The organism is Pseudomonas sp. NPDC089392, assembly GCF_044749595.1.
Classification (GTDB): Bacteria; Pseudomonadota; Gammaproteobacteria; order Pseudomonadales; family Pseudomonadaceae; genus Aquipseudomonas.
On sequence record NZ_JBIVIF010000078.1, the window covers coordinates 1 to 12,749 of the forward strand.

Sequence of the window (12,749 nt, forward strand, 5' to 3'; positions counted from 1 at the left end):
TTTGAAATATCCCCGGCGAAGGCCGTATCAAGGCCGACAAGTGCCTGCCACAACATCATCAGCGCCTATGAGATCGAGCGCCGCCCGCGCGGCGCATCGCGGATAAATCCGCTCCTACATTTGTTGCAACGTGGCCATGCCTGACAGGCCATGGTTGTCAGCGGTTTGCAAGACTCAAGACATGCACCAAGGCAGGCGACCATGGCGTAACAGGTTCGGCACGTTGCAACAAATGTAGGAGCGGATTTATCCGCGATGCGCCGCGCGGGCGGCGCTCGACCTCATAGGCGCTGCAAGGCTTGTGGCGGACACCTCTCAAAGCCAACACCATATATAGACAGCCCCACCCCACCCCACCCTCAAACCGCCCTCCCCTGCCTCCGAAAAACCTTAGGCAACACCCGCGAAGCCGCAGGAATCCTCAACCCCATCAACACCACACCAATAAACGCATAAACCGCCCACTCCCGCAGATCCGAGCGCACGATCCACAAAAAATGCAGCAACCCCAACCCCAACACCCCATACACCAACCTGTGCAGCTTCTTCCACCGCGCCCCCAACCGCCGCTGGCTATACCGATTCGAGGTAACCGCCAACGCCAGCAACCCAAGAAACCCCAACGCCCCCACAATAATGTAGGGCCGCTTACGCAACTCTACCGCCAGCTGCCCCCAATCCAGCCCCAGGATAAAGAACAGGTAGGCCAGGATGTGCAGCACGATATAGGCAAACACCCACAACCCCAGCTGCCGCCTCGCCACGACCCAGCCCGACCAGCCCGTCAGCTTCTGCAGTGGCGTCATGCTCAAGGTAACCAGCAGAAAGGTCAGTGCGCCAAGCCCCAGGCGATCCATCATGATCTTCCCGGGATCAGGCCCAAGCAGATCCATCGCCGCCTCATACAACCACCACGCGGGGAACAGACACCCCACCACGAAGATGGCCAGACGAAACCAGGGGTAACGCATCAATAGTTCTTCCGCAGGTCGAGCCCGGTATACAGCGACGCCACTTCATCGGCATAGCCATTGAACATCTGCGTCTCCCGCACATTGGGACTGAACAGCCCGCTGGGCAGGCGCCGCTCGCGCGCCTGCGTCCAGCGCGGGTGGTCGACAGTCGGGTTCACATTGGCATAGAAGCCGTACTCATCCGGCGCCAAGCCTTCCCAGGTAGTACCAGGCCGCTCGGCCACCAGGCTGATGCGCACGATCGACTTGATGCTTTTGAAGCCATACTTCCACGGCACCACCAACCGCAAAGGCGCTCCATTCTGGTTAGCCAGCTCCCGCCCGTACATGCCAACAGCCAGAATGGCCAAAGGGTGCATCGCCTCATCCAGACGCAAGCCTTCTCTATATGGCCAGTCGATCAGGGCAAAACCCGAACGCTGCCCCGGCATGTGCTCGGGATCCTTTAGCGTCTCGAAGCGCACATAACGCGCCTTGGAAGTCGGCTCGACCTGCTTGAGCACCTGCGCCAAAGGAAACCCCAGCCACGGAATGACCATCGACCACGCCTCGACGCAACGCAGCCGATAAATGCGCTCTTCAAGCTGGTAGGGTTTGACGAAGTCTTCCAACGCATAGCGCCCAGGCTTACCTACTTCACCATCCACCACTATCGACCACGGCTCAGTCTTCAGGCTGCCACCATTGGCCGCCGGGTCGCCCTTGTCGGGCCCGAACTCATAGAAGTTGTTGTAGTGGGTGGCATCCTTGAACGGCGTGATCGCCTCACCCTTTACCGTTACTGCCTGCCATTGAGTGGATGCAAGCTTTTCGCTGAACCAGCCAGGTGCCTTGCCCGCCTCGACATCGGCGTAACGGCTAGCTTCGGCCGCATGGCCAATGCCGGGCAACGCCCCCAAGGCCAAGCCGGCCAAGGAGCCACCCAGCAGGGTACGACGGGAAAGGTAGATGCCTTCGGGGGTGATCTCCGACGCCTTGCACTCGGAAGACCTGGGTAGCTTGATGAGCATGGACGGCTCCACAGCACTGGATAACGGATGTACCAGTAAGACTATGGAGCCGGAGGGTTATTCCAGCATTAAGCGATTTTCACGCTTTGCGCCGGCGAGCCTTGAGCAGGAACTGGATCGGCCCCGATGCCGCATAGGCGAGGAAGATCAGCAGCAGAATGCGCGGCGGGTCGCTGAACACCACGGCAAACACCAGCACCACGGCAAGGATCGCCACAAACGGCACGCGGCCTTTGAGATCGAGCTCCTTGAAGCTGTTGTACTTGATGTTGCTGACCATCAGCATGCCGGCAGCAGCCACCAGCAGCGCCACCAGGAACGACAGTTTGGAGCCCTGGATGCCGTAGTCGCTGAACGCCCATACGGTGCCCGCGACAACACCGGCAGCAGCCGGGCTGGCCAGGCCGATGAAGTAGCGCTTGTCGGCGGTGCCGACCTGGGTGTTGAAGCGTGCCAGGCGCAGCGCCGCACCGGCCACATAGATGAAGGCGACCATCCAGCCGACCTTGCCCATGTCACCCAGCGCCCAGCCGAAGGCCAACAAGGCCGGGGCCACACCGAAGGCGACCATGTCCGACAGCGAGTCGTACTCGGCACCGAAGGCACTCTGGGTATTGGTCATGCGCGCAACACGGCCATCCAGGCCGTCGAGCACCATGGCCACGAAGATGGCGATGGCGGCAAAGGCGAAATACTTGCTCGCCTCGCGCGGGTCACCGGCACTCAGGGCGCTCTGCGCGCTCATCGAACTGATGATGGAATAGAAGCCGGCAAACAGGTTGGCGGTGGTGAACAGGTTGGGCAGCAGGTAGATGCCGCGGTGGCGCACCTTGCGGCCTTCGGCGTCATGCCCTTCTTCAACGTGCTCATCGACAGGTAGCAGGCTTTCGGCGTCGGAGGGCTTGTTCGGCTCTTCGGGACGTTCGCTCATGGAGGGTACCTTGCAACAGGATGGAAAATGTTCGACACGGGCCCGCGAAACAGGTTCTGACGGCAGGCCACTGGTCTGCTTTATACCAGAAGCTGACTGCCAGAACGAAAAAACGCGGCCGAAGCCGCGTTTTTCATGTTGCGATGTTACTTAGTTCTTGGCTTTGTCGACGATTTTGTTCGCCGAGATCCAAGGCATCATCGAGCGCAGTTGCTCGCCGATGATTTCGATGCCGTGCGAAGCGTTGTTACGACGCTTGGCGGTCATCGATGGGTAGTTGGTGGCACCTTCGGAGATGAACATCTTCGCGTATTCGCCGTCCTGGATGCGCTTCAGAGCGTTGCGCATGGCCTTGCGGGATTCTTCGTTGATGACTTCTGGGCCGGTGACGTACTCACCGTATTCGGCGTTGTTGGAGATCGAGTAGTTCATGTTGGCGATGCCGCCTTCGTACATGAGGTCAACGATCAGTTTCAGCTCGTGCAGGCACTCGAAGTAGGCCATTTCTGGCGCGTAGCCAGCTTCAACCAGGGTTTCGAAACCGGCTTTGACCAGCTCGACGGTACCGCCGCACAGAACGGCCTGCTCACCGAACAGGTCGGTTTCGGTCTCGTCCTTGAAGGTGGTTTCGATGATGCCGGTACGGCCGCCGCCAACGCCAGCAGCGTAGGACAGGGCGACGTTCTTGGCGTTGCCCGAAGCGTCCTGGTAGATAGCGATCAGGTCAGGGATACCGCCGCCTTTGACGAACTCGGAGCGAACGGTGTGGCCCGGGGCCTTCGGCGCGATCATGATCACGTCGAGGTCGGCACGCGGAACAACCTGGTTGTAGTGGATCGAGAAGCCGTGGGAAAAGGCCAAGGTAGCGCCCTTCTTGATGTTCGGCTCGATTTCGTTCTTGTACAGAGCGCCCTGGAACTCGTCCGGGGTCAGGATCATCACCAGGTCAGCCGCAGCGACAGCGGTAGCAACGTCGGCAACTTTCAGGCCGTGGGCTTCAGCCTTGGCAACGGTAGCCGAACCTTTACGCAGACCGACGGTAACGTCTACACCGGAGTCCTTCAGGTTGCACGCCTGAGCGTGGCCCTGGGAGCCGTAACCGATGATGGCGACTTTCTTGCCCTGGATGATGGAAAGGTCGCAGTCTTTATCGTAGAAAACTTTCATGAAAATACCCCTGGTTATATCTCGGCCCCTGCGGAGCCATCGCTAATTTTTGAATTTAGATGCTGAGCACTTTGTCGCCACGGGCAATGCCGGTAACGCCGCTGCGCACGGTTTCGAGAATCGATGCAGTGCCGATCGCCTGGATGAAGCTGTCCAGTTTGTCGCTGGTACCGCTCAGCTGTACGGTGTACACGCTGGCGGTCACGTCGACAATCTGGCCACGGAAGATATCCGTGGTGCGCTTGATCTCGGCGCGCTGGGCACCGGTGGCCTTGACCTTGACCAGCATCAGTTCACGCTCGATGTGAGCGCTTTCCGACAGGTCGACAAGCTTGACCACTTCGACCAGCTTGTTCAGGTTCTTGGTGATCTGTTCGATCACTTCGTCATGGCCAACGGTGGTCAGCGTCAGACGCGACAGGGTCGGGTCTTCGGTCGGCGCCACGGTCAGGCTTTCAATGTTGTAGTTGCGCTGGGAGAACAGGCCGACCACTCGGGACAACGCACCTGGTTCGTTTTCCAGCAGCAGGGAAATGATGTGCCGCATATCAGGTACGCTCCGTCTTGCTCAGCCACATGTCACGCATCGAGCCATCCTTGATCTGCATCGGATAGACGTGCTCACTGCGGTCAACCGCGATGTCGATGAACACCAGGCGGTCCTTCATCGCAAACGCTTCTTCCAGCTTCGGCTTGAGGTCCTTCAGGCTGGTGATGCGGATACCCACATGGCCATAGGCCTCGGCCAGCTTGATGAAGTCAGGCAAGGACTCGACGTACGAGTGCGAGTGACGACCGTTGTAGGCCATGTCCTGCCACTGGCGGACCATGCCCAACACACCGTTGTTCAGGTTGACGATCTTCACCGGCAGGCCGTACTGCATGCAGGTGGACAGCTCCTGGATGTTCATCTGGATGCTGCCTTCACCGGTCACACAGGCAACGTCCTGGTCCGGGAAGTTGAGCTTGACGCCCATCGCCGCCGGGAAGCCGAAGCCCATGGTGCCCAGGCCACCGGAGTTGATCCAGCGGTTCGGCTTGTTGAAGCGGTAGTACTGCGCCGCAAACATCTGGTGCTGGCCGACGTCGGAGGTGACAAAGGCATCGCCATTGGTCACTTCGCACAGGGTCTCGATGACTTTCTGCGGCTTGATGACGTTGCCGTCGCCCTTGTCGTAAGGGAACAGCTCGCCATTGCCACGCCACTCGTCGATCTGCTTCCACCAGGCATCCAGCGACACCTTGTCAGGCTGCTCGCCGATTTCCTTGAGAATGCCGAGCATTTCGCTGAGCACGCTGTCGACCGGGCCGACGATTGGCACGTCGGCCTTGATCATTTTCGAGATCGACGCCGGGTCGATGTCGACATGGATGATCTTGGCGTTCGGGCAGAACTTGGCCGGCCCGTTGACCACGCGGTCGTCGAAACGCGCACCGACGGCGAAGATCACGTCAGCATTGTGCATGGCCATGTTGGCGGTGTAGCTGCCGTGCATGCCGAGCATGCCGAGGAACTGGCGGTCGGTACCCGGGAAGCCACCCAGACCCATCAGGGTATTGGTGACCGGCAGGTTCAGCGACTTGGCGATTTCGGTCAGGGCTTCGGAGCCACCGCCGAGGATCACGCCACCACCGGCGTAGACGATCGGGCGCTTGGCCGCCAACAGCATTTCTGCAGCCTTGCGGATCTGGCCGGAGTGGCCACGGACCGCCGGGCTGTAGGAGCGCAGCTTGACCTTTTTCGGGTAGACGTATTCGAACTTTTCAGCCGGGTTGGTCATGTCTTTTGGAATGTCGACCACGACTGGACCTGGGCGACCGGATTGCGCCAGGTAGAACGCTTTTTTCAGAACTTCCGGGATCTCGGTCGGGTTCTTGATCATGAAGCTGTGCTTCACGATCGGCCGCGAGATACCGATCATGTCGGTTTCCTGGAAGGCATCGGTACCCACCATGGTGCTAGGCACCTGGCCGGACAGGATGACCATCGGAATCGAGTCCATGTAGGCGGTGGCAATGCCGGTAATGGCATTGGTCGCGCCCGGGCCGGAGGTTACCAGCACCACACCGGCTTTGCCGGTGGCGCGGGCGTAGCCGTCCGCCATATGGGTTGCCGCCTGCTCGTGACGAACCAGGATGTGTTCCACTTCCGGTTCTTTGAACAGTGCGTCGTAAACATGCAGGAGAGCACCACCAGGGTACCCGTAGATGTGCTTAACGCCTTCGTCACGCAAAAAGCGGACGACCATCTCAGCGCCAGATAAAAGCTCCACGTTGTTCACCTCTAAAACGCCAGAATACCGCCCTCACTGGGCGGGTCTTAATAGGTTTACTGCCAAGCAGAGCATGAGCGAACGTCAGCACTGACTGAGCAAGTATTGGGAGCACCCCAGAGTGTTGCGGGGTTTTCCCACCCAGCGCGAGGTAACGCGTTGCGGGGTGTAACAGGTCGGCGCGGGTGTGCACCTCATGATCTGCTTAGCGGGTCTGCTTCTGGCAGTCCCTCTACAGCGGAAGTTGGATTCTTGTGATTCGGCGGCCACAAGTCAAGAAAAATTATTGCCAATTTTTCCCCAAGATGAATTCCTGCCACCACTAAAAATCGCTTCAGCAGCAGAATTAATAAGATTTCCACAAAAAAGGGCCACAAACTGCGGCCCTTGAAGGAAAAACTGAAGAAATCAGGCGGAAGGAGCGATCAATTGGTCAAATGCTGCCAACAGGCGGCGCAGCTCACGACTTTGCTCCGGTCGGTCGACAAACACCGTTTCGGCCATGACCAGGATGCTGGAGGCATTAGGCAGCGGCTGGCCCAGCTCGATGATGATCTTCATGCGCTGCAGGAAGATCCATTGCAGCCATTGCTCGAAACGCAGGGTATCGACGGCGAACGGCACGGTACTGGCCAGTGCCTCGTCGCTCGGCGGCTCGTCATCCCACCAGCCTTGTACCTGCAGTTCACGCTCGATCAGCAGCAAGTGGTCGGCAATATCCAGAATACGTTGCTCGATCATCACGAATTGACCCGCGCCTTTTGCCGGGCCAATGCCGCGCCAGCGCTGTCACCCTGCTTTTCCCGGGCCTGGGCGATAGTGTTCCAAAGCTCGGCCTGCAGGCTCGGGCGGCCGTTGGCGTAAGTCAGGGCGCGGCGCGCCAGCTGCTCGGCTTGCGGCGCGTCACCCTGCGACAGGCGCACCTGGGCCAGGCGGTACAGCACCTGCGGCTCACGCGGCGCAATGCGCTGGGCACGCTCCAGGCTCGAAGCCGCACCGTTGAAGTCACCGCTGCCCTGCTGGGTCTTGGCGGTGGTCAGCAGCGCCAGCACCGGGCCGTCCAGTTGCTCATCGGCCGACAGGCCACCGGTAGCGGCGCTGTTGCGCGGAATACCGGTTGGCGCGCTGGTGCTTTGCGAAGTGCCGTTCATCGCCGCGATGTCGAACGGTTCGTCGGCTATCGGGTTGGGGTTGGTAGCCACCGGCGCCGAACTGACCGGGCCCGTAGTAATCGGGCCAGGCGTGATCGGCCCTGGGGTAATCGGCGAAGTGCTGATCGGCGCAGCGCCATTGCCCGCCGGGAAGGTCTGGATGCTTGAAGCGCCAGCGCCCTGCGGGATCATCACGGTCACGCCGGAGTCTTCAGGCAGCGTCTGCGCTTGCGCGGTGCCCGTGTTATAGCCACCCGCCGAGCGGTTGGCCGTCACGCGTTCGCTGTTGGACACGCGGGTGCTCGAGTCGACCACCGGAATATTGCCGCGCGGGACGCTGGAGCACCCCTGGAGCACAGCCAACGCCGTCACGGCAGGAAACAGCCACTTGTTCACGTCACACCTCATCAATGCAGCCTGTGCTTAATTCATCCAGCCCTTGACCCAGTCCATGACCGACTCGGCGGGATTCTGCTCGCCGCCACAGGTCGCGCCGGCGGGCGGTTCACTGCCGCGAATATACGGCATCTGCACCGCTCCCGGACAGCTGCCATCAGACCCGTGGCCACTGTAGGGGTCGATCCAGGCCTGCACCACGTTGTCTGGCTGCGGCATGTCCAGTGGTAGCGGGTCGGCCTTTTTCATGAAGCTGGTCCATACCTGCAGGGCACCGGTGGCGCCGGTAAACGGTGTTTTACCGTTGTCGTCGCGGCCCATCCACACCACCGCCAGCAGGTCCTGGCTGAAGCCGGAGAACCAGCTGTCGCGCGAATCGTTACTGGTGCCGGTCTTGCCCGCCAGGGTCAGTGACCGCGGCAAGGTGTTGTACACCGAGCGGCCAGTACCTTCGCGCATGACGCGCTGCATGGCGTTCTGCACCAGGTAGATAGCCCCTGGGTCGAAGGTTTGCTGGATCTGGAACGGGTAGCGTTTTAGTGGCTCACCCTCGGCGGTTAGCACGCTGCGGATACCGCGCATTGGCGTGTTGAAGCCGCCGTTGGCAATAGTCTGGTACATGGTCGCGACCTGCATCGGCGACATGCCGCCGGCGCCCAGCAGCATGGCCGGGAAGGCTGGCCAGTCGACATTCACCCCCAGCCGGCCGATGGTCTTGATCACGTTCGGCACGCCCACTTCCAGGCCGAGCTTGGCGGTCGACAGGTTGTAGGAGTTGGCCAGCCCCTGGTACAGGTAGATGGTACCGTGCGGGCGGCGGTCATAGTTTTGCGGGCGCCATACCTGGCCGTCGGCACCTTTGACCGAGAACGGTTCGTCCTGCACCCAGCTGGTCAGGGTGTACTTGCTCGGCTGCTCCAGCGCGGTCAGGTACACCGACGGCTTGACCAACGAGCCAATCGGCCGCACAGCGTCGATGGCCCGATTGAAACCGGCGAAGCCTGCCTGGCGGCTACCGATCAGCGCCTGCACTTCACCAGTTTCCGGGTTGGTCACGACCATGGCCGATTCAACCTCGTCAGCACCCTTGCGGCCCGCCAGGCGCTTGAAGGTCTCGCTCATCGAGGTTTCGGCCTTCATCTGCAGGATCGGGTCGAAACTGGTGAAGATGCGCAGGCCTTCTTCGGTCAAGTCTTCGTCGCGGTAGTCCTGGCGCAGCTGACGCTTGACCAGGTCGAGGAAGGCCGGGAACGAGCTGTCGGCCAGGCTGCCGCGCTTGGTCACGCCCAGCGGCATCTTCTTCGCCGCATCGACTTCCGCCTGGCTGGCCACGCCCTGCTCGGCCACCAGGTCGAGCACCAGGTTGCGGCGGGCCAGGGCGCGGTCGGGGTAACGCCGCGGGTTGTAGTAGGACGGGCCCTTGACCATGCCCACCAGCAAGGCGATCTGGTGCAGTTTCAGCTCCGACAGCGGCTGGCTGAAGAAGAACTGGCTGGCCAGGCCGAAGCCGTGCACCGCACGTTGGCCATCCTGGCCGACAAATACTTCGTTGAGGTAGGCCTCAAGGATCTCGCGCTTGTCGTAGTGCAGTTCCAGCAGCATCGCCATCATCGCCTCGGTCAGCTTGCGGCTGAGGCTGCGCTCGCTACTGAGGTAGAAGTTTTTCACCAGCTGCTGGGTCAGCGTACTGCCACCCTGGCGCATCGAGCCGGACGAGGTGTTGACCCACATGGCCCGGGCGATGGACTTGGGCGACACACCAAAGTGGCTGTAGAAGTCGCGGTCTTCGGTGGCCACCAGGGTTTCGAGCAGGTTCTTGGGCACCTGGTCGATCTTGATCAGGATGCGGTCTTCGAGGTTTTTCGGGTAGATGCCACCGATCATCAGCGGCTCCAGGCGCACCACGTCGAGCGCCTTGCCGTTGGCACCGGAGAGGCCCGCCACGTAATCGCCGGAGAAACGCACGCGTACGAACTGCGCTGGCTCCATGCCCTCGTAGAACTGGAAGCCACGGGTATTGAGGTCGACGTTATTGCCGCTGACTGCCGCCGCACCCGGGCCGTTGGCCACGCTTTCACGCCGGTAGCCGAGCGCATCGAGTTCAGTGAGGAAGTCGTTCTTGCTCAGTTTCTGGCCGGTGAACAGCTCCAGCGGCCGGGCATACACCTTGGCCGGGATGGTCCAGCGCTTGCCAGAGAACTTCTCCTGGACGACGGCATCGAGGTAAACCGCGAAGCCGGCGACGATCACCAGGCCGACCAGGCTGAGCTTCAAAGCCCAGCCCAGCCAGGCGCGAGAGCGGCCGGTCGGGCGTTTCTGAGGGGTACGGGGATTTCGGGTTCGGGTCATGGCGGCGGATTATACGCACTTTATAAAGGCTGGGCAGACGCCCCGGCGGTAGGCAGGGACGGCACCATTGACCATAATGGCGCATTCAAATTCCCTGCCCCGGAAGGATTTGCCGTGAGCCAAGCTCTTATCACTGCGTTGCAGAACCCAGCCCTGTACCCTCACCCTGTGGATGGGTTCCAGCTCATCGAGACGCATATCTCCTGGGTCCTGCTCACCGGCGAGTACGCCTACAAGATCAAGAAGCCGATGAACTTCGGCTTCCTCGACTTCACTGGCCTGGATCAGCGCCAGCATTTCTGTCACGAAGAGTTGCGCCTGAACCAGCGCCTGACCGACGGCCTGTATCTGGAAGTGTTGCCGATCACCGGTAGCGCCGATGCACCGCAGATCGGTGGCGAAGGCGACGCCATCGAATACGTGCTGAAGATGCGCCAGTTCCCCCAGGGGCAGATGCTCAACACCCTGCAGGCCAATGGCGAGCTTAACGCCGCGCACATCGACCAGATGGCCCGGCAGATTGCCGAGTTCCACCTGCAGGCCCCACGCGTGCCGGTGGAGCACCCGCTGGGTACGCCAGACAGCGTGATGGCACCGGTGGAGCAGAACTTCGAGCAGATTCGCCCGTTCCTCAGCGACAAGGCCGACCTGCAGCAGCTCGACGCCCTGCAGGCCTGGGCCCGCAGCAGCTTCGAGCGCCTGCATGGCCTGCTGGAGAAGCGCAAGGCCAATGGCTTTATCCGTGAATGCCACGGTGACATCCACCTGGGCAACGCCACCCTGATTGATGACAAGGTGGTGATCTTCGACTGCATCGAGTTCAACGAACCGTTCCGCCTGACCGACGTCTATGCCGACACCGGCTTCCTGGCCATGGACCTGGAAGACCGCGGCCTGAAATGCCTGGCCCGGCGCTTCATCAGCCAGTACCTGGAGCTGACTGGCGACTACGAAGGCCTGGAGCTGCTCAACTTCTACAAGGCCTATCGCGCCCTGGTGCGGGCCAAAGTGGCGCTGTTCAGCATGCCGGCGGATGCCGATGGCGTGCAGCGCGCCACCACCCTGCGCACCTACCGCAACTACGCCAACCTGGCAGAAAGCTACAGCGCCATCCCGTCGCGCCTGCTGGCCATCACCCATGGCGTATCGGCGGTGGGCAAAAGCCACGTGGCCATGCGCATGGTCGAGGCCTTGGGCGCAGTGCGCGTGCGTTCGGACGTAGAGCGCAAGCGCCTGTTCGGCGAACAGCAGCAGGCTGAGGCCGGCCAGCTGAGCACTGGCATTTATGACCAGGACGCCAGCGCAGCCACTTACCAGCGCCTGCACGAAGTGGCAGCAACCGTACTGCACGCCGGTTTCCCGGTGGTGCTGGATGCCACCTACCTCAAGCGCGAGCAGCGCCAGGCGGCGGCAGACGTTGCCAGCCAGACCGGTGTACCGTTCCTGATTCTCGACTGCCATGCGCCAGACGCGGTCATCGCCAGCTGGCTGGAGCAGCGCCAGGCCGTGAACAACGACCCTTCGGATGCCACCCTGGAAGTGGTCAAGGCCCAGCAGGCCAGCCGTGAGGCGCTGGATGCGCAGGAGCTGGTGCAGAGCACCCGTGTTGATACCCAGGACGCTGGCAGCATGGACCAGGTGATCGAACAGATTCGCCAGCGTTTGCCAGGGCTGTAAGCTCAGCGTACTCCTGCGCTGGCCTCTTCGCGGGTAAACCCGCTCCTACACAGGTACCTCTGCCCTGTAGGAGCGGGTTTACCCGCGAAGAGGCCGGCACAGGCCCCGCAAATGCCTTCAGGACATCTCATCACCCCCGATGGCAAAAAGCCGCGTATTCCCTAACCCCCGCTACACTCCTCTCTGACCTGCTCGCGATTTATCCCCAATCCCCGTTCAGCCATCGCAAGGAGGCTCGATGAACGATGAATTGCAGCATCTGAAGAACCTTGGCAAGACCTCTGCGCAGTGGCTGCACGCAGCCGGCATCCACAGTGCATCGGATCTACGCCGCCTGGGCGCGGTGGGTGCGTATCAGGCCGTAAAGACTCGAGGGTTCCGCGCATCGAAGGTGCTGTTGTATGCGATTGAAGGTGCCCTGCTGGACATGCACTGGAACGATTTGCCACTTGAGCGCAAAGAGGCGCTCAACCAACAACTGGATGCGAAAAGCCCTACGCAAAAAAATCCGAAATAATCATGAAAAGGGGATTGACGCCTAAATGAGAATTGTTATGATTATCACAACTGGTCGCGAGACTGGTTGGATAAGCTAAGAGCCCCTGGTTCGGACTCTCAGATTATCTCCTCATCAGGCTAATCACGGTTATTGACCCGGCAATTTTGCCGGGTCTTTTTTTTGCCTGCTTTGATAAAGCATTTTGGCTGCCAGGTGCTTGGCACAAGATTTTTATCGCCTGTGAGATCGAGCGCCGCCCGCGCGGCGCTTCGCAGCACAAGGCTGCTCCTACATCTGTTTCGGGCCAGTCACGCCTGTGAGG

At 60.9% G+C, this 12,749-nt stretch carries 12 protein-coding genes; 2 read left to right on the forward strand and 10 right to left on the reverse strand.

Going from position 1 to position 12,749, the window contains the following annotated elements; translation table 11 throughout:
* Nucleotides 1-359: 359 nt before the first annotated feature.
* From msrQ to mrcB, 9 genes are all read right to left on the reverse strand, one after another.
* Nucleotides 360-971 (reverse strand): protein-methionine-sulfoxide reductase heme-binding subunit MsrQ, encoded by a 612-nt coding sequence (msrQ, locus tag ACIP1G_RS31365; protein ID WP_400744366.1) that lies wholly within the window; start codon nt 969-971, stop codon nt 360-362.
* Nucleotides 971-1,984, reverse strand: coding sequence for a protein-methionine-sulfoxide reductase catalytic subunit MsrP (gene msrP, locus ACIP1G_RS31370; protein ID WP_400744369.1), 1,014 nt, complete (start codon nt 1,982-1,984; stop codon nt 971-973). Before msrP ends, msrQ begins: the two co-directional genes overlap by 1 nt.
* A 79-nt stretch (nt 1,985-2,063) precedes the next feature.
* Nucleotides 2,064-2,915, reverse strand: a complete 852-nt coding sequence (pssA, locus tag ACIP1G_RS31375) for a CDP-diacylglycerol--serine O-phosphatidyltransferase (protein WP_003250045.1) — start codon at nt 2,913-2,915, stop codon at nt 2,064-2,066.
* A 150-nt stretch (nt 2,916-3,065) separates the two neighbouring features.
* Nucleotides 3,066-4,082, reverse strand: a complete 1,017-nt coding sequence (ilvC, locus tag ACIP1G_RS31380) for a ketol-acid reductoisomerase (RefSeq protein WP_056795202.1) — start codon at nt 4,080-4,082, stop codon at nt 3,066-3,068.
* Nucleotides 4,083-4,137: 55 nt separating this feature from the next.
* Nucleotides 4,138-4,629: an acetolactate synthase small subunit gene (ilvN, locus tag ACIP1G_RS31385; RefSeq protein WP_003250040.1), complete on the reverse strand. Its 492-nt coding sequence runs from the start codon at nt 4,627-4,629 to the stop codon at nt 4,138-4,140.
* A gap of 1 nt (nt 4,630) precedes the next feature.
* On the reverse strand, nt 4,631-6,355 hold the full coding sequence (locus ACIP1G_RS31390) for an acetolactate synthase 3 large subunit (protein WP_400744372.1): 1,725 nt from the start codon (nt 6,353-6,355) through the stop codon (nt 4,631-4,633).
* A 408-nt stretch (nt 6,356-6,763) separates the two neighbouring features.
* Complete coding sequence (locus tag ACIP1G_RS31395) at nt 6,764-7,096, reverse strand: YqcC family protein (RefSeq protein WP_400744375.1); 333 nt, start codon at nt 7,094-7,096, stop codon at nt 6,764-6,766.
* Nucleotides 7,096-7,914: a tetratricopeptide repeat protein gene (locus ACIP1G_RS31400; protein WP_400744378.1), complete on the reverse strand. Its 819-nt coding sequence runs from the start codon at nt 7,912-7,914 to the stop codon at nt 7,096-7,098. Before ACIP1G_RS31400 ends, ACIP1G_RS31395 begins: the two co-directional genes overlap by 1 nt.
* Nucleotides 7,915-7,929: 15 nt before the next feature.
* Nucleotides 7,930-10,251, reverse strand: a complete 2,322-nt coding sequence (mrcB, locus tag ACIP1G_RS31405) for a penicillin-binding protein 1B (protein ID WP_400744381.1) — start codon at nt 10,249-10,251, stop codon at nt 7,930-7,932.
* A gap of 114 nt (nt 10,252-10,365) precedes the next feature.
* Here mrcB and ACIP1G_RS31410 point away from each other — a divergent pair, with 114 nt between their 5' ends.
* Together ACIP1G_RS31410 and ACIP1G_RS31415 are read left to right on the forward strand one after the other, a co-directional pair.
* Nucleotides 10,366-11,928: an AAA family ATPase gene (locus ACIP1G_RS31410; RefSeq protein WP_400744384.1), complete on the forward strand. Its 1,563-nt coding sequence runs from the start codon at nt 10,366-10,368 to the stop codon at nt 11,926-11,928.
* Between the two features lie 238 nt (nt 11,929-12,166).
* Nucleotides 12,167-12,445, forward strand: a complete 279-nt coding sequence (locus ACIP1G_RS31415) for a TfoX/Sxy family protein (protein WP_012274216.1) — start codon at nt 12,167-12,169, stop codon at nt 12,443-12,445.
* A gap of 103 nt (nt 12,446-12,548) precedes the next feature.
* Here the strand turns inward: ACIP1G_RS31415 and ACIP1G_RS31420 are convergent.
* Nucleotides 12,549-12,749, reverse strand: a 201-nt coding sequence (locus ACIP1G_RS31420) for a hypothetical protein (protein WP_400744387.1), incomplete at its 5' end; no start/stop codon positions are given.